This is a genomic window from Kitasatospora sp. NPDC058965, from assembly GCF_042741245.1.
GTDB lineage: Bacteria > Actinomycetota > Actinomycetes > Streptomycetales > Streptomycetaceae > Kitasatospora.
Window position 1 is genome coordinate 1 of the sequence record NZ_JBHYKG010000139.1, and the last position, 21,558, is coordinate 21,558.

General features: G+C 75.8%; 15 protein-coding genes and 1 pseudogene. 3 read left to right on the top strand and 13 right to left on the bottom strand.

Annotated features, from left to right (window positions below; translation table 11 throughout):
• Positions 1-253: hypothetical protein (locus tag ACFW1A_RS22540; protein ID WP_380410932.1), on the top strand; the 253-nt coding region annotated here is incomplete at its 5' end.
• Between the two features lie 107 nt (positions 254-360).
• On the top strand, positions 361-1,260 hold the full coding sequence (locus ACFW1A_RS22545) for a hypothetical protein (protein ID WP_380410933.1): 900 nt from the start codon (positions 361-363) through the stop codon (positions 1,258-1,260).
• Between the two features lie 354 nt (positions 1,261-1,614).
• Here ACFW1A_RS22545 and ACFW1A_RS22550 read toward each other — a convergent pair whose 3' ends face one another.
• Positions 1,615-2,841: an NAD(P)/FAD-dependent oxidoreductase gene (locus ACFW1A_RS22550; RefSeq protein WP_380410934.1), complete on the bottom strand. Its 1,227-nt coding sequence runs from the start codon at positions 2,839-2,841 to the stop codon at positions 1,615-1,617.
• Positions 2,842-2,981: 140 nt separating this feature from the next.
• Here ACFW1A_RS22550 and ACFW1A_RS22555 point away from each other — a divergent pair, with 140 nt between their 5' ends.
• The gene (locus ACFW1A_RS22555) at positions 2,982-3,260 is read left to right on the top strand and encodes a hypothetical protein (RefSeq protein WP_380410935.1); all 279 of its coding nucleotides are present in this window, start codon (positions 2,982-2,984) and stop codon (positions 3,258-3,260) included.
• A 39-nt stretch (positions 3,261-3,299) separates the two neighbouring features.
• Here ACFW1A_RS22555 and ACFW1A_RS22560 read toward each other — a convergent pair whose 3' ends face one another.
• From ACFW1A_RS22560 to ACFW1A_RS22615, 12 genes and pseudogenes are all read right to left on the bottom strand, one after another.
• Positions 3,300-3,521 (bottom strand): DUF6126 family protein, encoded by a 222-nt coding sequence (locus tag ACFW1A_RS22560; protein WP_380410936.1) that lies wholly within the window; start codon positions 3,519-3,521, stop codon positions 3,300-3,302.
• Positions 3,518-3,864 (bottom strand): annotated as a pseudogene (locus tag ACFW1A_RS22565) (ArsR/SmtB family transcription factor). The gene ACFW1A_RS22560 and the pseudogene ACFW1A_RS22565 overlap by 4 nt, the downstream one beginning before the upstream one ends.
• A 157-nt stretch (positions 3,865-4,021) precedes the next feature.
• Positions 4,022-4,804: a glucosamine-6-phosphate deaminase gene (nagB, locus tag ACFW1A_RS22570; RefSeq protein WP_380410937.1), complete on the bottom strand. Its 783-nt coding sequence runs from the start codon at positions 4,802-4,804 to the stop codon at positions 4,022-4,024.
• A 122-nt stretch (positions 4,805-4,926) separates the two neighbouring features.
• Entirely contained in the window at positions 4,927-5,679 is a 753-nt protein-coding gene (locus tag ACFW1A_RS22575; RefSeq protein ID WP_380410938.1) for a VOC family protein, read from the bottom strand.
• 118 nt (positions 5,680-5,797) lie between these two features.
• Positions 5,798-7,672 carry a hypothetical protein gene (locus tag ACFW1A_RS22580; protein WP_380410939.1) on the bottom strand — a complete coding sequence of 625 codons (1,875 nt, stop codon included), beginning with the start codon at positions 7,670-7,672 and terminating at the stop codon, positions 5,798-5,800.
• Positions 7,669-9,627, bottom strand: coding sequence for a hypothetical protein (locus ACFW1A_RS22585; RefSeq protein ID WP_380410940.1), 1,959 nt, complete (start codon positions 9,625-9,627; stop codon positions 7,669-7,671). The genes ACFW1A_RS22580 and ACFW1A_RS22585 overlap by 4 nt, the downstream gene beginning before the upstream one ends.
• Positions 9,624-12,095 carry a hypothetical protein gene (locus ACFW1A_RS22590; protein ID WP_380410941.1) on the bottom strand — a complete coding sequence of 824 codons (2,472 nt, stop codon included), beginning with the start codon at positions 12,093-12,095 and terminating at the stop codon, positions 9,624-9,626. Before ACFW1A_RS22590 ends, ACFW1A_RS22585 begins: the two co-directional genes overlap by 4 nt.
• The gene (locus ACFW1A_RS22595; RefSeq protein ID WP_380410942.1) at positions 12,092-15,406 is read right to left on the bottom strand and encodes a tubulin-like doman-containing protein; all 3,315 of its coding nucleotides are present in this window, start codon (positions 15,404-15,406) and stop codon (positions 12,092-12,094) included. The genes ACFW1A_RS22590 and ACFW1A_RS22595 overlap by 4 nt, the downstream gene beginning before the upstream one ends.
• Positions 15,407-15,430: 24 nt before the next feature.
• The gene (locus ACFW1A_RS22600; RefSeq protein ID WP_380410943.1) at positions 15,431-17,746 is read right to left on the bottom strand and encodes a VWA domain-containing protein; all 2,316 of its coding nucleotides are present in this window, start codon (positions 17,744-17,746) and stop codon (positions 15,431-15,433) included.
• Between the two features lie 30 nt (positions 17,747-17,776).
• A complete protein-coding gene (locus ACFW1A_RS22605; protein ID WP_380410944.1) occupies positions 17,777-18,325 on the bottom strand; it encodes a Pycsar system effector family protein in 549 nt (182 codons plus the stop codon).
• Entirely contained in the window at positions 18,322-19,356 is a 1,035-nt protein-coding gene (locus ACFW1A_RS22610) for a hypothetical protein (RefSeq protein WP_380410945.1), read from the bottom strand. The genes ACFW1A_RS22605 and ACFW1A_RS22610 overlap by 4 nt, the downstream gene beginning before the upstream one ends.
• Positions 19,353-21,558 (bottom strand): hypothetical protein (locus ACFW1A_RS22615; RefSeq protein ID WP_380410946.1); only part of this gene is annotated, 2,206 nt, incomplete at its 5' end. The genes ACFW1A_RS22610 and ACFW1A_RS22615, both read right to left, overlap by 4 nt.

Here is a 21,558-nt window from a genome sequence, read left to right on the forward strand (position 1 = left end):
TGTAGCGGTGGCGGCGCACGAGCAGGAGGCTGTGTCCGCTCTGATGGCCGGGCGGGGTGTCGTCGCCGGTGATCTCGACCATCGCCCAGTCGTAGCGGACTCCGCCGACGGTTCCGGCTACGACCTGGCGATCGGCGGAGGCGGCCTTGCTCTGGTGGGGCTCGCGCTGTTCGCGGCCCTGGCTCCCGAAGTCGAGATCCCGGCGATGACCGTGGCGGTGTTGGGTCGGGCGGCCTTCGCCCTGGCAGCCTGAAGCCCTGAAGTGGAGGAATGATGCTCAGGAGAGAAGCCGACGGGGTCGCTTGGTACCTCGCCCGCGCGGCCCGGCGCGGGGGACGTCCGCGGGTTCCAGCGCTGGGAGTGTTCTGGACCTCGACCAACGGCCCGGTCGAAGTGCCTGAGGCACTGCCGGAACTGGTCGACAGAGCAGAACAGGTGCTTGCTTCGTTCAGTCCGGGGCTGCGGCGGAGAGCAGTCTCTTCAGCAGCGGGAGTCGATATCGCAGCTACATTCCCGTTCAGCCCGAACGGGCTTGAACAGGCGTCTCAGGTCTTCGTACCAGGGCTGGCCGGCCGGATGACGGTGGGCTGGGAGAGCCTGGACAATGACGGCAGGCTTGTGGCGCTTGATCTCAGCCTTGATAGCTCGTTCAAGGACCAGAGGGTCTGGAACGGCCGACTCGCATGTCCTCCAAGTCTTCTTGGGCCTGGTGGCACGGACGAGGTCGCGAACAAATTGCCGGGCCTCCTTGGCTTTTGCGCGGTGCAGGCTGGCGCGGTATGGGGATGCGCCAGTCTGGACCACTGGCCGGGGAACATGGGGCAGCCGCCAACCGAGCACTACAGCGCAGTGTCCACGGACGTCGGCGAGCTGCAGGCTGCCATGCATCCTCGCGGCTACTACTGGGCGAATCTCCTGACCACCAGTCACCTGAGCAGCCTGGGAGGCCTGCCGCGGGTTCGCGAGCGAGCAGCGCAGGCAGGCATCGAGATCCGGGCTGTCCCTGGGCTGGAGGAGTCCGAGGGGCTGCTTCTTCTCGGGGCCGACCGTGTCAGCGGGTTCACCGACGAGCGGCTGATCGCCGTCAAGGACCTGCTCGATCCGGTGTTGCTCAGCAAGCCGTACCGCTGGTACGCGGGACCGCCGTTGCGTGTGGTGAAGGAACCCGGGACAGCCTTCCGTGAGATCCCGGCCGACCTCAACCCCATGCTCCCGGTCTTCGACGACGACGAACCGCTACCCGTTGGAGACGACTGGTAGACGGACGGAGCCTCTTCGTCACGACTGGAGTCGCGCTGTCTGCGGCGGTTCGGGGTCCTCAACTCCAACGGAGTTGAGGACCCCGAACCATCGGGAGGCCAGAGCTGGCCGTGGGTAACGCCGGCACACTCTCAGCGCGGAGAGCTGTCCCACCACATTGCCCTCGGGACGAGGCGCTGGAGAACTGGTCGGTGACGGGTCTTCAGGAATGCATCACGGCGAGATTGAGGTCGCTGCCGTAGTTCCATCCGAGAGCGCCATCGTGTTGCAGCCGGCCGACGACGACATCGGAGGACACCTTGGCCTCACGGGCGAAGGCCTTGATCCGGTCGGCCCCGGCACCCCGCCGCCGCGTCAGACCTCGGCGAGCGGCACCTGGGGGTCGGCCAGCCGGGCCGGGTCCACGGTGCGGCCGGAGCGGACCAGGTCCCGGATTGCGTCGGTGACGTCCCAGATGTTGACGTTCATGCCGGCCAGCACCCGGCCGGCGGCCAGCCAGAAGGCGACGAACTCGCGGCGGGCCGGGTCGCCGCGGAAGACGACCCGGTCGTAGCCGCCGGGTTCGACGTAGCCGGTGTACTCCATGCCGAGGTCGTACTGGTCGGTGTAGAAGTACGGGACGCGGTCGTAGACGGCCTCCTGACCGAGCATCGCGCGGGCCGCGGTGCGGGGCTGGTGCAGGGCGTTGGCCCAGTGCTCGACGCGGATCGGGCGGCCGAGCAGCGGGTGGGCGGCGCGGGCCACGTCGCCGGCGGCGAACACGTCGGGGTCGGAGGTGCGCAGCGAGGCGTCGGTGAGGATGCCGTTGTCGACGGAGAGGCCGGCCGCCTCGGCGAGCTCGGTGGCGGGAGCCGCGCCGATGCCGACCAGGACCGCCTCGGCGGGGACCACCGTGCCGTCGCCGAGCCGGACCCCGGTGACCGTGCCGTCCGCGCCCTCGAAGGCCGCGACCTGGACGCCGAACCGCAGGTCGACGCCGTGCTCGCGGTGCAGGTCGGCGAAGACGGTGGCGACCTCGGGGCCGAGCACCCGCAGCAGCGGCAGGTCGAGCGCCTCCAGCACGGTGACCTCGACGCCGGCGGCGCGGGCCGCGGCGGTGGCCTCCAGGCCGATCCAGCCCGCGCCGACCACCGCGATCCGACCGGCGGTGCGGAACAGCTCGCGCAGCCGGTCGCTGTCCTCGACCCGGCGCAGGTAGTGCACCCCGGCCAGGTCCGCCCCGGGCACCGGCAGCGGGCGCGGGCGGGCACCGGTGGTGAGCAGCAGCTTGGCGTACTCCAGGGTGGAGCCGTCGGCCAGGGTGAGGCGGTGGGCGGCCGGGTCCAGTGCGGTCACGGCGGTGCCCAGGCGCAGCTCGACCCGCTGCTCCGGGTACCACTCGGCCGGGTGCACGTAGATCTTCTGCCGCGGTTCCTTGCCCAGCAGGTAGCCCTTGGACAGCGGCGGCCGCTCGTACGGCAGTTCCGACTCCTCGCCGACCAGGACCAGCGGTCCCTGGTAGCCCTCGGCGCGCAGGGCCTGGGCGGCCTGGGCTCCGGCGAGGCTCGCTCCGACGATGACCAGTGGGGTGTTCGCGACCATCCGTGCTCCCGGTGTCGGCCTGTACTGGGTCTCCATCTCAGCGGTACCCGGCCGCTGGGCGCGCGACGACACGCGCACGGGCGCACCATGGAAGGCACCCGCGCGCCGGCGGCCGGCGTGCCCAGCGAAGGAGGCCGGTGATGGCCGAGGAGCCGATGGCGGGCCGCGAGCCCGCGAAGATCCACCCGTTCCGCGACATCCTCGACCGGCTCTACCACGTGACCCCCGGGGCGGTGGTGGTGCTGGTGATGATCTCGATGGGGCTCGGGCTGGTCGGCGCCCAGGTGGAGACGCTGTGGGTGCTGGTGGTCTTCGCCGTGTTCTGGGGGATCACGGTGGCGGCGATGCTGGTGCTGGCCGCCCGGATGGTCACCGAGCACCAGGCCACGGGCGGCGGCGGGCGGCACCGGGCGGCCTAGGGTCCGTCCGTCCGCACGCCCGTGCCCGGCGCGGGCGGCTCAGCGCCCGTGGTCGCCCAGGAAGAACAGGAGCATCACGAAGAACGCGAAGAAGTGGGTCCCGGCGATGTAGATGGCGGCGCGCACCAGCGCCGCCTTCCGCCTGCTCCGCTCGTCCTGCACCGCCTCGTCGGCGACGGCCCGGGCGGCGATCGCCATCAGGGCCTCGTGCCGGGCGGCGGCGGCGCGGTCCGCGGCCTCGTCGGCGGGGCGGGCGGTCACGAGGCGCGCCGGGCGGCGGCCGGCTCGCGCAGCTGGTCCAGCAGCGAGCCCTGGTCGGTGATCATCTCGGTGAGGATCCGGCGGGCGGCCCGGAGCAGCTCGGCCACGTCCGGCGTGCTCAACGCGTACACCACGGTGTTCCCCTCGCGGGTGGCGGTGACCAGCTGGGCCCGGCGCAGCACGCTCAGCTGCTGGGAGAGGCTGGACGGCTCGATCTCGATCTCGGCGAGCAGCTCGCGCACCGGGCGGGGCCCGTCCTGGAGCAGCTCCAGCACCCGGATCCGGGCGGGGTGGCCCAGGGTCGGAAGAACTCCGCCTTGGCCTGGTAGAGCGGGACCGGCATGCCGCCTCCTCCTGCCGAAGCGCCGGGTACGCGGAGCATCATCGCGGCAACTTGAAGAATTCTTCAAATCGCGGCGGTCGCCGACCCCGCGGCCCGGACCGGCGCGGGCCGGAGTGGATCACCGCGCCGGCCCGGGGAGCCCGATGTCGACCTGTCGTCAGATCGACTGCCAGTCGGGCTTGGCCGCGTAGGTGGCGCGGAAGTAGTCGGCCAGCTTGAGGTGGGCGGCCGCGGCCTCGTCCACCACCACGGTGGCGTGCGGGTGCAGCTGCAGCGCGGAGGCCGGGACCAGGGCGGAGAGCGGGCCCTCGACGGTCTGCGCGACCGCCTCGGCCTTGGCCTCGCCGGTGGCCAGCAGCACCAGGTGGCGGGCCTCCAGGATGGTGCCGATGCCCTGGGTCAGCACGTGGTGCGGGACCTCGTCCAGGCTGTCGAAGAAGCGGGCGTTGTCGACCCGGGTCTGCTCGGTCAGGGTCTTGATCCGGGTCCGCGAGGCGAGCGAGGAGCAGGGCTCGTTGAAGCCGATGTGGCCGTCGGTGCCGATGCCCAGCAGCTGCAGGTCCACGCCGCCGACCGCGGCCAGCTCCCGGTCGTAGGCCTGCGCGGCACCGGCGATGTCCTCGGCGGCGCCGTCCGGGCCGATGAAGCGCTCGCCAGGGATGCCCAGCGGCTGCAGCACCTCGCGCAGCAGCACCTCGCGGTACGACTCGGGGTGGCCGGCCGGCAGGCCGACGTACTCGTCCAGCTGGCAGACCCGGGCCCGGGAGACGTCGAGCGCGCCCGCCTTCACCTTGGCCTCCAGGGCCCGGTAGATCGGCAGCGGCGTCGAGCCGGTGGCCACACCGAGCATCGCGTCGGGCTTGCGGGTGAGCAGGTCCGCGATCGCCGAGGCGATCAGCTCACCGCCCGCAGCCGCATCGGGAACGATCACAATCTCCATGCTTGACCCACCGTCCGAGAAGCGAGTATTGAGGTCTAGACCAATCGTCGCTGAGTTTAGCGTGCCCGCCGGGCCCGCTGAAACCCGGAGTTCACGCTCTGGACGAGGTCAGGGGCCCCTTCTCAGCCGCGCGGCGCGGAGATGACGCAGAAGAAGGCGCCGGCGTCGTCGTGCACCACCGCCAGCCGTCCGTACGGGGAGTCGGTCGGCGGCACCAGCACCTCGCCGCCCAGCTCGACCACCCGGGCGGCCGCCATGTCGGTGTCGGTGACCGCGAAGTAGGTGCTCCAGAACGACTCGGCGCCCGGCGGGAGCATCGAGGGCAGCTCGCCGATGCCGCCGGCCGGGGCGCCGTGCACCTTGATCACGGTGTAGTCCAGGCCCGGGATCTCGTCGTAGTCGTAGCCGAAGATCTGGGTGTAGAAGATCCGGGCGGTGCGCGGGTCGTTGGAGAGGTTCTCGTTCCAGGTGAACGAGCCGGACTCGTTGGCCAGCCCCGAGCCGCCGTGCTCGCGGCCCTGCCAGAGCCCGAAGACCGCGCCGGCGGGGTCCTTGGCCAGCGCCGCCCGGCCCGCGTCCATGACGTCGAACGGCTCCCGCAGCAGGTGGCCGCCGGCGTCGCGGATCCGGGCGGCCACCTGGTCCGCGTCGTCCGCGGCCAGGTAGGTGATCCAGTTGCTGGGCACCTCGGGCGGGACGGCGGTCACCCCGGCCACCCGCCGTCCGCGCAGGGTGGCGATCCGGTAGTGGCCGCCCGGCTCGCCGGTGTCGGTGAACTCCCAGCCGAACAGGTCGTGGTAGAACGCGCAGGCCCGGTCCGCGTCCGGGGCGTCGAGGTCCACCCAGCAGGGCACGCCTTCGCGGTATTCGGTCATCCTGGGCATCGGTCGGCTCCCGGCGGGACGGCGGCAGTGTCCCCGCCAGGCTCGGCGGGGACGACGGCGGTCGCAACGCCGGTGGGCCGGTCGGGCGAGGCGCGGGCCTGACGGGGAGTCAGAGGGCCGTGACCAGGGCGACCAGCACCGCGAGCCCGGCGACCAGGCACACCCCCACGACGAGCAGCGGGTGGCTGTGCAGGAAGCCGGGCGGTTCGGTCGGCGGCCGGACCCGGTGCGGCGGCGGGGTGGGCGGTGGGGTGGGCGGGGGGTAGTCGTGCCGAGCGGACGCTGCCGGGGGCGTGCGCAGGGCGCGGACCAGGTGGCGCCACAGGTACTCGGGGACCGGCTGGTGCCGGGCCAGGGTCAGGTCGGCCAGGCGTTCCACCAGGGCGCGGGCCTCCGGTTCCTGGTGGTCGACCAGGGCCGCGAGGAGGCGCTCCAGGGCGGGCCGGTGGACGGGGTCGGCGAGTTGCGGGAGGACGTGCCGGTCGAAGACCTCGGCGGCCCGGTCGACCAGGTCGGCGGGCGGGGCCTCGTCGTGCGGCGGCGGGTAGAAGTAGAGCAGCTGGGTCAGCACCTCGGCGCAGACCGCGCGGGCGACGGCGGGGCGGGCCGCGGCCGGGTCGCGCAGGTCGTGCAGGGCGTGGGCGAGGGTGGGCCAGTGGCCGCGGGCGTGCGTGAGGCGGGCCAGCAGCTGGTGGTCCCAGGCGGTCAGCCCGGGTCCGGGTCCGGGCGCGGGTTCGGGCGCGGGTTCGGGTCCGGGCTCGGGTTCCGGCTTGGGCGTGGGTGCGGGTGCGGGATCCGGCGCGGGCGCGGGCCGGATCCGGGACGACGGCTCCGGCGCGGGCCAGTGCAGCCCGGTCGGCAGCGCCTCGGCCTCGTCGGCCGGCTCGGGTGCGACCGGGTGCGGCGCAAGGAGGTGCGGTTCCGGCTCGGGCACCGACACCGGCACCGACACCGACACCGACACCGGCACCGGCACCGGCTGCGGCTCGGGCTGCGGCTCGGGCCGGGTGTGCAGGCCCGGCTCCGCGCGGTAGAGCGGCTGCTCGTCGAGGTCGTCCCCGAGCACCGGCCCGGCGGTCTGCGCCGGACGCTGCGGCGCCCGGTCCCGGGGCCGCGGCGCCGCGCCCCGCACCTGGTCGTCCAGCAGCGCCGAGAGCAGCGCGGGGCCCTTGTGGAACGGATCGGCCAGCAGGCGCTCCGTCAGCTCCTCCGCCATCCGCTGCGCCTCGTCGTCGACCGGGCGCAGCGGGTCCACCCGGTGGACCGGCCCGTCCCGGACCGTCCCGAGCAGCCACTCCGGCACCACGGTGAGCATCAGGCCGTGGGTGTCCCGGGTGTCGTAGGTGGCGAAGGTCCAGTGGCGCTCCAGCAGGCTCCCGAAGATCCGGACCAGCCCGAGCAGCAGCGGCGTGGCCGGGTCGGGCTGCTCCGCCGCGGGCAGCGCCGAGCGGAGCAGGGAGAGCTCGCAGTGCGGCACCCGCAGCAGCTCGGCGGCCGCCGCGACCAGCGCCTCCCGCACCGTCGGCAGCGCCGCCGCGGTCCGCGCGAAGGCGTCGTCGGCGTACGGGAGCAGCTGGTCCCGGAGCACCGGGTGCACCTGGCCGAGCCGCTGTTCGGCCTCCGGCCGGGCGGCGGCGAACCAGTCGTCCAGCATCAGGCAGAACGGCACCGAGAGCTTGCCGGCCGGCCCGACCAGCGCGTGGCTGAGCGTGTTCGGCCGCTGCGTGCTGTCCAGCACCGGCCAGCGTCGGATCACCGCGACCTCGCCCGGCACGCCGGTGGTGACCCGGACCAGGCTCGGCCGGTGCTCGCCGCCCTCGACCCGCAGCAGCGGGGCGAGCTCGCGCAGCAGACGGTCCGTGCGGGCCGGGTCGCAGGAGCTGGCCGCCGCGCTCAGCCCCCGACCGTCGGCCTCCCGGCCCTCCGCCAGCCAGCGGACCACCAGCTGGTCCAGCCGGTCCTGCGGCCCCGATTCCCGGGTCACCTGCCCACCTCCTCGGCCGGGCCGTCGCCCGGTTCGACCATGCCGTGCATCGCCAGCAGGGACAGCAGCGGTTCCAGCACCCGCTGGGCCCGGACCGGGCGCGGGAAGCGGCCGGCCAGCGGGCGGCCGCCGGTGGCCGAGGCGACGTGCAGCGTGCAGCGCGCCAGCGCGTCGAACGGGCGCAGCCAGGCCTGACCGGCGTGCCGGTGCAGCAGCGCGTAGACGTCCCGGCTCTCGGCGCGCAGCCGGGCGGCGGAGAGCGGCGCGGCCGGCAGCTCGCCGAGCCAGCGGTCGACCGGGGCCTCCAGCCTCAGCAGGTCGGCCTTGGCGAGCACCACGGCGCCCGGCACGGCCAGCCGGCCGTCCTCGCGCGGCAGCCGGTTGAGCACCGTGGCGAAGGCCACGTCACCGTTGGGCTGCAGCCGCACCCCGGTCTCCTCGCGCACCTCGTCCAACTGCGGGAAGGGCAGCGCGAGCACCGGGTCGACGACGAAGATCAGCGCGTCCACCCCGAGCAGGAAGCGCAGCAGGCTGTCGGTGCGGGTCAGGTCCTCGCCGCCGAGGTCGAAGAAGGCCACCGGGCGGGTGCGGCCGCGGGCGTCGGTGAGCAGCAGCGCCTCGACGAAGTCGACCTGGTCGCGGACCCGGCCGGTGTGGTCCAGCACCGCGCCGCTGCGCAGCGGGGCGATCCGCTCCCGCGCGAAACGGGCGGTCTGCTCGCGGTTGACGGGCCGCCAGTCGATCCCGTGCGGGCCCAGCCGGCCGTCGGTGATCTCGCCGATGATCTGGGTCAGCAGGTTGGTCTTGCCGGCGCTGGTCTCGCCGACCATGGCCACGGTCAGCGGGCGGCCGTTGGTCAGGTAGGGCACCGGGATGTAGTGCTCCTCGAAGGCGGGGTTGGCCCGGCAGCGCTGCCGGGCCGCGTCCAACTGGTCCTGGCGGTCGACGGCGTCGGCCAGCGCGGCCGGGTCCAGCCGGACGTACTGGTTGCGGGCGTCGGTGCCGAACAGCTTCTCCTCGTCGAAGGCGATCGGCTCCAGGCAGACCGGGCAGCGCACCGGGCCGGGTTCCGACCCGGCCGGGGACGGCGCCGCCCGGTCCCGCCGGGCGGCCAGGGCCCGGTCGAACCCGGCCCGGTCCGGGCCCAGGTGCTCGCCGACCCGGACCGGTTCGGCGGCCGCGGGATCGAGCAGCCGCAGCAGCTCGGCCGGCCGGGGCCGGTCGGCCGCGCGCGGGGCGAAGGCCGGGCCCAGGGTCTGCTCCAGCAGCCGGTACTCGGCCAGGTCGGCGGGGGCCCGGTCGGCCTCGCCGTCCCGCCCGGTGACCAGGCGGTACAGCACCTGGGCGCAGCTCCACAGCGCGTCGGCGGGCTCGGCGTCGCCCTGGCCGAGGCGGACCTGCGGCGCCGCGTACGGGGCCGGACCGCCGCCCCGGCGGGGGTGGCCGAGATGGGCCACCCACTCCAGGCCCCACAGCTGCACCGCGCGGTTGTCCCAGTGCACCGTGTCGGGGGTGATGCCGTGGTGGACCAGTCGCAGGGTCTCCAGCAGGTGGACCGCCCGGACCAGGTCGCGGGCGATGATCCGCTGGTCGGTGAGCGAGCTGCCGGCCAGCGCGGCCACCGGGCGGCCGCGCGGGTAGTGGTAGACGGCGTACGGCTCGGCCGCGTCCAGGTCGTAGCCGATCGGGTCGGGGAAGAGCTCGGCGCCCGGGGTGCCGGTGAACTCCTGGTGCAGCCGCAGCGCCACCGCCACCTGGGCGGTCAACAGGTCCAGGGCCTGCGGCCGGTCGTCCACCGGGCGGACCAGCAGCCCGCGCCGGGTCCGGTCCAGCAGCACGGCGTGGCGGCGCAGCAACGCACGCGGCGCAGCCGCCAGTTCGGGGCCGATCCGCAGCGCCGCGGTGCGCCGCTTGCCGGCCGGGGTCAGGTACGCGAGGTCGTCGGGATCGCTCACCACCCGTACCCCCCTGCCGACCCGCTGCCGTCCTCGCGCCGGCGCACCGCGCGCAGCGCGTCCGGGCGCAGCGGGACCAGCTTGATCAGGCCCGCGTACCGGCTGGAGCCGGTCCACACCTCGCTGCCCTCGCGCAGCGCCGCGCCGCCGGTGACCTCGCGGATCGCCGGGTGCAGCGCGGCGGGGGCGAAGTGCAGCCAGCCGACCCGGTCCAGCGCCGGACTGAGCAGCCGGTGCTGCTCCTCGCCGGTCAGCTCGACCACGGTCCGCCGGTCGGCGAACGGGCCCGCCAGGTCGGCGACCTGCTGGATGTCCAGGCCCAGCAGGCCCGCCGGGTCGGCCCGTTCGCCACGCTCCGGCTGGGCGAACGGCGGCGCGGACAGGACGCCGTTGCGCTGCAGGTGCCGGCGGGCCAGCGCGAGCAGCTCGCCCACCCGGTCGGCCGTGCGCTGCTCGCTCTGCCGGGTGGTCCGACCGAGCGTCATGGCGCGCCAGTACGGCTCCAGCGCGGTCACCGTGGCGTCGGCCAGGTCGCGGGCCAGCGTGGCGACCAGCTCCGGGCCGCCCTCGCTGCTGTACCGCAGCAGCCAGCGCGGATCGGGCCCGGCGGCGGTGTCCTCGGGGCCGGACTCCCGGGGCGGGGCCGGGGCGTCGACCACCCGCAGGTCGACCCGGCTCTCCTCGCCGACCCAGTCCCAGTCGTCCGCCGGGTCGCCCGGCTGCGGGGCGGGGCCGGGCGGCGGGCCGGGCACGGTGGGCGCGGGCGGTGCGTCGCCGAGCGCGGCCTCCCGCTCGGCGGCCAGCGCGGCCGCCCGCAGCACCCCGACCACCGCGTTGGCCGCGTCCGCCGTGTAGCGGCGTTCCTCCACGGCCCAGCACTCTTCGGTCAGCTGCCGCAACAGCTCGTCCACGCCGGTCAGTTCGTCGTGCACCGGGGTCAGCACGGCCAGGCCCCAGCGGCGGGCCCGGCGCTGCCAGGCGCGCAGCAGCGCGCCGGTGGTCAGGGCGAGCCCGAGGACCAGGCCCAGCGCGCCGACCGCGGCGGGCGGCCGGGCGAGCCCGCCGACCAGCGCCCCGAGCACCGCGCCCACCAGCCCGGCCGCGCCGAGCCGGACCGCCCGCTGCCGCCCGCCGAGCGACTCGCGCAGCCGGTCGCCGGCCGCCACCGAGGCGACCGCCAGCAGGACCGGGACCAGCAGGCCGAGCAGGGCCAGCGGCAGGCTCCACAGGGCCGCCAGCGCTCCGGAGAGCAGGCCGACGGCGGCCGGGGCGAGCTCCGGGGTCCGGTCCGGTTCCGCGGCCGCCGCCGGCCGCCGGCGCAGCCCGGTCAGCTCCCGGTGCAGCCGACCCACCGGCAGCGGGCCCACCTGCGAGGCGAGTTGGGTGAAGTGCTCGGCGGCCGCGCGGAGCGACAGCCCCTCGGTGAGCAGGGCCCGGGCGTAGTCGCGCAGACCGCCGCCGATCCGCTCCTTGGAGGTCTGCACCGGCTCCACGGCGAGACCCAACCGGTCCAGCAGATCGGTCAGTTCGGCGGCGGTCTGGGTCGTGCCCGGCCCCTGGTCGGCGCGGACGGCACGCTCCGCGCAGTCCCGCAGCCGGTCCAGCGCCTCCTCGGCCTGCTGCACGCACTGCTCGAACTCGCTCCGTCCGGCGCCGCCGAGCAGTCCGCCGGGGCCGCCGAACCGGTCCAGCGCCAGCTCGGCCGCCCGGAGCGCGGCCGTGCAGTCCCCGTGGGCGCGGGCGGCCGGCCCGTTCGGGATCCGGTGGGCGCGGCCGGCCCGGCGGCCGCCCGGGCCGCCCGCCCGCAGTTCGCCGAGCAGCGCGGGCTCGGCCGGGCGGCGGCTCGCGGAGCCGGTCGGCCCGCCCTGGTGGCTGCCCGCGAAGCGCAGCAGTGCCTGGCTCCAGGCCAGGCCCCGCGCCTGCGGGGAGAGGTCGTGGGCCAGCACCCGCAGGGCCGGGGCGGCCGCCTCGCCGCCGGCCCGCAGCGCGGCCAGCACCTGGTCGAAGAGCTCGGGGGCGAGCAGCAGGTCGACCAGCAGGGCCAGCGCCTGCGGGTCGTCGGGCGCGCCCCGGTACCCGGGCGGACCGGCCATCAGGTCGCCGGCCCAGAGCAGGCCGACCTCGGCCTGGCGCAGCAGGCTGGGGAAGACCAGGACCCGCTCGCCGAAGTCCGGGGCGGCGGGGTCGGGCACGGCCGGCGGCAGCGGGCCGGTCAGCAGGCAGAGCAGCCGGACCCCGCGGTGCCGGCGCGAGCCCAGCAGCTGCTCGTAGTGGCGCTGGCGCAGCATCAGGCCGGCGGGGGTGTCGACCACCAGGATCCGCTGGTCGTCGCCGTCGGGGCCGCGGTCGGGGCCGAGCGCGGCCAGCCGGGTGTCCAGGGCCAGCCGCAGGCCGTCCGGGTCGTCCGGGTCCCAGGGGTCGGTGCGCAGGTCGAAGTGGAGGACCGGGGTGGGCAGGCTGGTGGTCACTCGGGGTCTCCGTCCCAGAAGTCGCGGCCGGTGCCGGGCGCGGGGGAGCCGTACCGGTCCCCGCCGTCGCCCTCGCTGTCGAGCGGGGTGGTGCCCCAGTCGTCCGGCTCCGCCGCGCGGCGGGCCGGGCGGCGCACCGGCTGCTCCTCGTCGGTGCGCGGCTGCAGCTCGCCGGAGCGGATCGCCGCCAGCAGCATCCGCAGGTTCGGCTGGGCGGCCCGCCGATCGGCGAACTCCAGGTCCAGCGCCGCCGGCAGGGTCTCCGCCCAGAACTGCCAGAGCGGCCGCAGCCAGCCCTCGGTGCGCTCGCCGTCCCGCTCCCGGCGGGCCTGCAGCAGGCGCCGCTGCTCGGGGGCGATCTCCTCGACCAGCTTGACGAACAGCGGGTGCGGCTTGCTGCCCGCGCGGTTCAGCCCGAGCGGCTGGGTGCCCATCAGTCGGCGGCAGTAGTCCTCCACCGTGCGCTCGTCGTCCAGCACCGTCCACCGCTCGTAGACCCGCAGCAGCTCGGCCCAGCTGGAGACGGCGTCCGGGTACTCGCCCAGCCGCAGCCGCACGCCCGGCACGTCCGGGCCGTGCTCGGGGAAGAGCCGCACCCGGATCCGCTCCGGCGACTCCTCCTCGCCCGCGAGCACGTCCAGCTGGCCGTTCCAGAGCGCGCACAGCAGCCGGTGCAGGATCAGCCTGCGGTCGGCGTCGGTGGAGACCAGCCAGTCGTCCCGGTGGCCGAGCCGCTGGCGCCAGCGCAGCACGTCCTCGCTCTGCTCCGACTCCTTGGCCCGGGCCCACTGGCGCAGCACCCGGCGCGCCTCCGGCACCTGGGACAGGCTCATCTCGCTGCGGAACAGCACCACGGTGATCGACTCGGTCTCCACCCCGCGGTACTCCACGGTCACCGCGGTGTCCTTGGGCAGCCGCAGCTCCCGGCGCAGGAAGTTCTCCACCTCGTCGGAGTTCTTGACCCGCGGGTAGACGATCAGCACCTTCAGCGGACCGGTGCCCTCGGGGGTGAAGCTGGCCGGCAGCAGCCCGGCCAGCTTGCGGGCGAACTGGTCCCTGGCCTCCTTGGAGACCTGCTGCTCGGCCTCCTCGCTGCCGGCCGCCGCCGACAGCAGCACGCCCATCGAGGGCAGCAGCGGCCGCTCCTCCAACTGCGCGCCGCTCTCCGCGAAGAGCCGCTTGACGCCGCCCTCCAGCAGCGCCTTGACCCCGCCGACCGCGCCCTCCGGAGAGCGCCGGCTGATCGAGTTGGCCTGCTGCCAGGCGCCGCCGTCCACCATCCGCTGCAGCAGCGCCGCCTCGTCCTCGTTCTCCCGCAGGCCCTCCCGGGCGATCAGACGGGTCGTCAGGTCGTCGTAGAAGTGCTGCAGGTCGCGCTGCGGCGGCAGCAGGTAGGAGACCCCGGTGCGGTCCGAGTAGAGCTCCCGGGACTGGTCGGCGAAGGCCCGGCTCTCCTGCTCGGCGTAGCGGCGGAAGGCCGAGACCAGTCGGCGCACGTCGGCGCTGGCCGCCTTGGCGGTGGGCTCCCAGCGCTGCTGCTGGTCCTTCCACGCCTCGTGCCAGACCACCCGGGTGCGCCACTGGTACCAGGCGTCCTGGGCCCGGACCACGGCCTGCACCTCGTCGTCGCCCCAGCGGGCGGAGGCCAGGCCGACCAGCCGGCGGCGGATCCGCGGCGCGGACGGCGGCTGCTCCCGGGCGCCGGCCGGCAGCGCGGGCATCCGGGCCCGGTGGTCCAGCAGGCCGAGGAAGCCGAGCCGGCCCAGTTCGCCGCCGCCGTCGGGGCTGCCGTGCACCACCTTGTCGAGCAGGAAGGGGTCGCCGCCCTGCAGCAGCCGGTCGATCGCCCGGCGCGGGTTGAAGGCGGCGGCCAGCTCGGCGCACTGCTGGCCGGCCTGGTAGGCGAGGTCGGACAGCTGGGTCTGCATGTCACCGAGCCGGACGGACAGCGCCGCCTCGATCGCCGCGCCGCCGCGCGGCAGCGGCTCGGGGGCCGGCACCGGCAGCTGCGGGCGCTCCAGCACCACCTCCAGGCCCGCGTCCACGAACATGTCCTTGACCAGGTCGTCCAGCGGGCGCGGCGCCGGCCGGTCGCGCCGGCCCAGCTGTTCCACCGAGGCGCGCAGGATCCGGCCGGAGACCAGTGCCGCCAACTCGTCCACCGGCGCGGTCATCGAGGCGACCAGCGCGGTGGACACGCCCTGGCGGCCGATCCCGGAGGCGGCCGCGGCCGACCGGGCCACGCCGCGGTTGATGAAGCTGGCCGCGAAGGTCTGGTAGTCGTCGTTGGCCTGGCCGCGGCCGCCCTGCCGGCCGTCGCCCAGTTCGGTGCCGATCAGCGACATCACCAGCGAGACCATGGAGCGGCGCAGGTCGTCCTGGCGGATGCCGGCGGTGCGGCTGAACAGGAAGGCGGTCGGCAGGATCCCGGTGCGCAGCCGGATCGGGGCGGTGTGCGGGTAGGCGATCCGCAGCCCGGCGTCCTCCTCCAGGTCGTCGCCCAGCTCGGCGCCCTGGTTGGGCGCGTTCTGCTCGTCCACCAGCCGGAACAGGTCGACCAGTGCGCGGGCCGAGTTGAGCTCGGCCTCCCGGCCGCCGCCGCCCGAGGGCGGGAAGGCCGAGGGCATCACGACCAGCGGGTAGATCTTCACGCCGTCCAGCCGCTTCTCCCGGAAGGCGTGGTTGATCAGGTAGAGGTAGTCGAGGAAGATCCCGGCACCGGTGCCGCCGGCCACCGAGAAGGCGACGAACACGTCCACCCCGGAGAGCGGGCCGCCGCCGATCTGGCTGAGCACGCCGGCCGAGCGGGCGATCGCGTCGATCGCCTGCATCAGCGGCTCCAGCACCGGGTCCAGGCCGTTGCGCAGGGTGCCGAACAGGCCGGCCCGGCCGACCGTGGGCAACTGGCCGGCGCCGTGCCGCAGCGGGGTGACCCGCGGCTCGCCGTCGCGCGGCGGCAGCCAGGGGCCGACCTCCTCGCGCATCCTGGCCCGCAGCATCTGGGTGACCTCGGGCGAGCTGTCGAAGTTGGGCAGCAGGTCGTGGGTGGCCCGCGAGGTGCGGGTGTAGGCGGCGCGCAGCGCCGGGTCGGCGTTGAACTGCGGCAGCCGGGCCAGGTCCGACTCGCTGAAGTCGGCGTAGACGAACTGCAGGCAGTCCGGGAGCTGGTAGGGCAGCAGGATGCCCAGGTCGCTCATCGCGGTGCCGTCCGGGCCGCAGAGCTCGGCGCGCAGCCGGCGCTCCAGCTCGGCACCGACCAGACCGCCGGTGCCGCCCAGACCGACGAACAGCATCGGTTGGAAGATCTTCATGGGTTCGCTCCAGGGTCGGTTCGGTCAGAGGTAGGGGTTGGTCTCGGGCTCGGGCGCGGGGGCCGGCCGGGGGCCGCGGCGGGTGGTCCGGGCGGCCTCGGCCCCCAGGCCGAGCAGCAGGCCGTTGCCGAGCGGCACCGGGGCGTCGTCCCGCACCTTGCTGCGCCCGCGCCCGACCCTGGTCTCCAGCACCGCGCCGCCGTCCACGTCGCGCTGCACCTTGTAGGCGCCGCCGGTGCGCCGCTGGATCCGCGGGTGCGGGCCGCGCGGGTCGACCACGTCGAACTCGAACCAGCCGTTCGGTCCCGACTTCGCCGTCTGACTGGTCAGCAGGCGCCCGTCCTCGCCGATCAGCCGCAGCTGCAGGCCGGCCGCGTCGCGGCGGCCGCGGCCGAGTCGGCGCAGCGACAGCAGCAGCAGCACCAGCACGGCCAGCAGGACCGCGCCGGTCACCAGCCACCACTGGTACTGGGCCAGCCAACCCGGGCGCGGCACGACCCGGACCGACAGGGCCCGCTCGGTCAGCACCCGGCCCTGGTCGGTGGTGTCGAACACCACGACCTTGCCGCCGAGTTCGGCCGACCCCCGGCCCAGTTGACGGCCGAAGGCGGCGCGCGGGGCGACCGCGAGGTCGAGCCTGACGGTGGGCGAGCCGCCCGGCGGCACGGTCACGGTGGCCGGGGTCGGGGTGAGCAGGCCGCCGCCGTCGTCGATCCGCACGCCCAGGACGTGCGGCACCGTGTCGCCGTTGTGCAGCGCGAGGGTGGCGGTCAGGTGGTCGGAGGTGCGGGCCGAGGTCGGCGGCGGCGCGAGCGCGGCGGTCACCAGCAGTTGGGCGGGGGCGATCCAGGAGCCCTCGGAGCGGTCCTGGTCCGCCGTCAGTCCGCTGGCGGTCAGCGTGGCGGCCACCTTGAGCCGGCCGGTGGCGGTGTCCGGCACGGTGACGGTGCCGGTGAAGGTCCCGTCCTTGGCCGCGGCGTCCGGCGGCGCGCCGTCGTCGGCCAGCCGCAGCGGCACCGGGGCGAACCCGTCGCCGGTCAACCGGGCGGACACCGCGAGGTCCTGGACGTCCTGCAGGTCGTCGGTGAGCGGGACGTCCTGGCGGGTCTGCAGCCGCAGCGACACGGTCATCCGCTGCCCCGGGCGGGGGGACGGCGGGTCCAGCACGATCGAACTGCGCAGCTCGCCGTGCCAGAGCACGCTGACGGTGGCCAGTTGGGAGCGGTGCCCCTCGGGGGCGTCCAGGTGCACCCGCCACAGGCCGGGCCGCGGGTCGGTGATCCGCAGCGCCTCCTCGGTCGGACCGGTGGTGTACTCGAACTTCGAGTTGTCCGCCTCGCCGGTGCCGGTCACCTCGCGGTTGTCCGGGTCGAAGTAGCGCACCGTCACGGCCGGATCGCCCTTGTCCACCACGATGCTGCCCACCGTGGCGAGCGGCGAGATCCGGACCGGGATGTCGATCGGCGGGCGGCCCTGCTGGACGCTGCTGCGCAGGCAGTGGGCGGCGGCGAAGGCGGTCTGCAGGGCGGTGGCGACCGTGCCGGAGTCGGGCACCTCGGTGGCGCGCGGCCTGGAGTCGGGCAGGTCGGTGCAGCCGTTCTGGTAGCCCGAGGAGGCCATCAGGTCGAGCTCGGCCTTGTCGACGTCGTTGCCGAAGCCGAGCGGCCAGACCTGCACCTTGTCGGCCGCCGCCTTGGCGAGGGTCTGCGTCAGGGCGGTCTGGGCGTTGCCGTTGCGGTGGTCCGGGTCGCCCCACTGCGGGCTGTCGGGGACGTCCAGCTTGCCGTCGGTGAGCAGGAAGACCACCCGCGGGGTGGCCGGGTCGGTCCCGGTGACCAGCAGGCTGCGGGCCTGCTCCAGGGCGGTCGGGAAGTCGGTGTCCCAGCCCTGGTCCCGGGTGCGGGCGGCCAGCTTGTCGACGCAGCCGGACAGCTTGTCCCGGCTGGCCGCGTCCAGCGAGGTCGGCGGGCAGACCTCGTCGACCACGTGCTGGGACGGGTCGTCGGCACTGGCGAAGCCCAGCACGGTGACCGTCGAGGCGGCGCTCAGCTCGCCCAGCGCGATGCGCAGCGCGGCGGACTTCTCGCGGGCCAGGTCGTCCTTGGAGATGCTGCCCGACTCGTCCACCACCACCGCGTAGTTGACCGGGCCGATGGCGGCGGCGGACTGGGCCGACGGATCGTCGGCCGGGGCGGCGCCGGCCCGGTCGGGGAGCGGGGCGGCGAGCAGCAGGGCGGCGGCGACCAGGGCGGCGGCGCGGCGCAGCGGGGCGCGCCGGCGCGGGGTGCCGCGGCCGCGCGGGGCGGGCCGGGCGTCGGGCTGGGGCTCCAGGGGTCCCACGGGGTCTCTCCTTGCGAGGGTGACGGACGTTCAGACGAGCAGCAGGCCGGCCGCGGTGAGCAGGGCGCCCGGCGCGAGCAGGGCCACCGACCAGCGGATCCAGCGGTACTTGGCGGCGAGGATGGCGCTGACGTCGACGGCCTGGACCAGGGCCCAGCCGAGCGGATCGGCGGCCGCCCCGGCCAGTCGGCGGGCCAGCGCGGGCGCCTCGACGTTCTCCAGCAGGTCGCCGAAGTAGGTCAGTTCGCCGCGGCCGCGGCGCAGCGTCCGGGTCCGCGGCAGGATCGCCCGGACCAGCGCGCCGGTGCCCGCCGCCCAGAGCAGGCCGCCGACCGCCAGCAGGGCGGCGGCGAGCGGGTGCGGGTGCGGCCCGGCGGGGCGGCCGAGCAGCAGGGCGGGCAGGGCGAGCGCGGCGGACAGCAGGATCGCGGCCTTGGTGTCCGCCCGGCCGATGTCCTCGCGGACGGTGGCCAGCAGGCGCTCGGCCAGGACGGCGGGGTCGGCCGGGGCGGCGGGTGCGGGTACGGCTGCGGGCGCGGACGGGACGGGTGCGGCGGCGGGGTCGGGCGCGGCGGTCACTCGGCCTCACCCCAGTCGTCGAAGGCCGCGCTGCGCCGCTGCGGGCGCGGCGGCTCGTCCTCGGCGGTCAGCCAGCTCGGCCGGTGGTCCCGGGGCCCGGGCTCGGCCGGGGCGGCCAGTTCGCGCTGCGGCGGGTGGCCCAGGCTCCCCTCGACCCGCAGGCCGGTCTCGTTCAGCAGGCTGCGCACCTGCTCCTCGACCTCGGGCGACTGCAGCACCCCCTGCTCGATCAGCCGCATGGTCTGGTCGAGCAGCTCACGCCGGTCGGCCCGGGCCTCCTGGCGCAGCAACTCCATGTAGGCGCGGGCCTGTTCGGGCTCGGCAGCGAGCATGTAGACCAGCTGGTTCCACTGCCCGCCGTCCACCATGCTGCGGAAGGCGGCCATCCGCATCTGCAGCAGCTCCACCCGGCGCCGCTCGTCGGCGAGTTCGCGGTCGTGCTCGCGCCGGCGCAGCTCGTCGGACCAGGTGGCGTCCCGGTTGTCGTCGGCCTGGGCGAGGGTCTTCTCGTCGGTGGTGAACCGGACGAACAGCCGCACCCGCAGGCCGAGGTGGTGGCCCAGGTCGTCCCACTTGCCGGTGCTCGCCTCGCGGTCGACCGCGCGGTTGGCGTCCGGCGCGGCCCGCACCTCGAAGTGCTCGGAGACCTGGCGCAACCGCTCCAGGATCGGCGCCTCCAGCCGGGCGGCCACGTCGGTGACCCGCTCGCGCACCACCTGCAGGTGGTCCTGCACCGACCAGTGCACGTCGACCTCGACCTTGAAGAAGGCCGCGCCGCCGGCGGCCGGCAACTCCAGGGCGAGCCGGGCGATGTGGGTGCCCTCGGCCACCTCGCAGACGGTGCTGGGACGGGCCGCCCAGCGCTTGCCGTGGTGCTCGGTGCCCAGCGCCGTCACCACGGTGTAGCCGCCGTTGCCGTAGAAGACCACGGAGGCGATCTGCGCCCCCGGTTGCGGGCGGGCGCCGCCGGCCGGCCGGTACTCGCGCAGGAACGGGCCGGGCAGTTGGTCGGGCAGGTTCGGGTCGTTCATCGGGGCTTCTCCTCCTCGGGCTCCCGGGCAGCCAGCAGCCAGAGTTCGCGGGCGCGCGCGGTGGGCAGCGGGTCGGCGGGGTCGTGCATCATCCGGCGCAGCAGGTGGTCCAGTCGGCGCTGCTCGCGCACCTCGGCAGTGAGCAGCGGGAGCAGCACGGCCAGGCCGGCCCGGTGCCGGGCGGCCCGCTCGGGCTGCTCCGGGTCGACCGCCGCGCGCAGCCAGTCGGTCAGCACCTCCTCGGCGGCCGGGTAGGAGCGCGGGGTGCCGAGCGCGGTCCAGAGCAGGTCGGCGAGCGGGCGGGCCCGCCCGGGCCGGGCCAGCGCCAGCGCCAGCGGCAGCGGGAGCTCCTGCAGGTCGGCCAGGTCGGGTGCGGCCTCGTCGTCCCAGAGCTCGCCGACCGCCGTGCCGGCCAGCTTGACGACGGCCAGCAGGCCGAGGTCCTGGTAGGCGGGCCGGCGGTCGCCGGTCCAGTCGCGGAGCTGCCGCAGCACCGTCAGGTCGTCCGCGCCGCAGGCCAGCCGGACCACGTTGACGGCGGCGACGGCGGCCTGCGCGCTGTCCTCGCCGGCGCCGATCCGGCCCAGCGTGCCGAGAGCGGCGGCCGGCGTGGCGGCGGCGTTGCCGTGGCCGAGCGCCACCGCGGCCGTCCAGCGCAGCCGCCGGTCCGGACCGGCGGCCCAGTCGGCCACCAGGGCGTGCACCACCGGGCGGTGGCTCGGGTGGCGGGCCGCCTGGTCGAGGGCGAGGGCGGCGAAGACCCGGCGGCGCGGGGTCCCGGCGGTGGCCGACGGGCGGACCAACTCCTCGTAGCCGTAGGCGAAGTCGCGGGTGCACAGCTCGCCGGCGGCCAGTGCCGCGCGGATCCACAACTGCGGGCGGGGGTCGTCCGCCAGCATCCGCAGCCAGCGGGCCACCGGGTCGCGGGCGCCGTGGTGCCGGTCCCAGAGCTCGGCCAGCACCGCGCCCGGCAGCGCGGTGCCGCGGTACCGGACCAGCCGGGCCGGAGCGGGGATCCCGGCGGTCTCCACCGTGCCGGGCAGCACCTCGGCCCGGAGCAGGGCGAGTTCGGCGGCCGGGTCGTCGGCGAACAGCGGCCGGGCCGGGGTGGTCGCCGGGTCCCGGGTGACGGCCAGCTCCCAGGTGAGCAACTGGGCGGCGGCCGCGACGGTGCCGTGATCGGCGCCGTTGAGCGCGGCCAGCGCGATCCGGCTCGCGGTCGGGTGCAGCAGGTCCGCCGCGGCGCCCGGCGCGACCGGGGCGCGGTCGGCGCCGCCGAACCACTCCCGGGCCTGCTGCGGGGCGAGGCTGCGGCACCCGTCCAGCAGGGCGTCCAGGTCGATCCGGTCCAGCAGGTGCGCGGCGACCAGCTCGGCGAGCAGCTCGGCCTCGGCCGGGCGCAGCGGATCCAGTCCCACTGCCACCCGCAGTTGGGGATCGTCGGCCAGCCGGGCGGCCCGGTCGGCGAGCTCGGGGCGGTCGGCGAGCTGCTCGGCGAGCCGGGCGCGCAGCAGCTGCTCGGTGGGCGCGGGCGGGCAGGCGCGCTGGTAGCGGGCGGGCGCGGGGGAGCCGGTGCCGGCGACCAGCAGCACGGCGTAGCCCGCGCCCCGGTCCAGCGCGGCGGCCAGGGCGTCCAGTTCGAGCTCCTGCGGGGCGGGCCCGGACAGCTCCAGCAGGTGGCCGCGGCCGGGCTGCCCGGCGACGCCCTCGATCATCGCCGGTACGCCGTTCTCCGGGGCCACCCGCAGGACCCGGTCACTGTGCTGACGGTCCGTCAGTTCGTCCAGCAGGGCCAGTGCCGTGCAGGTCCGACCGGTGCCGGGGGCGCCGGACAGCAGCAGCAGGCGGTGGCGGCGCAGCGCCTGCCGGAGCTCGCGGTAGCCGGCGGGCTCCAGGTACACCCGGCGGACCCGGCGCAGCTCGGCGTCCGGGACCGGGCCGGTGGCCAGGGCGGTGGGGCGGCGGGCGGCCAGGCTGAGGTGGATGTCGCCGATGTGGGCGTGCTGGAAGAAGGAGCGGTCGAAGGAGGTCAGGTCGCGGCCGGCGGCGAAGGAGGCGCGGGCCAGGCGGTGCGCCCGGGAGGCGGCGGCCAGGTCGGTGGCGCCGTCCTGCTCGGCGTCGTCCAGCAGCGGGTCGTGGGCCAGTTCGCGGAAGCGGTCGGCGGCCTGGTCGGGCCGGGGCTCGGCGGGGGCGGGCTGCTCC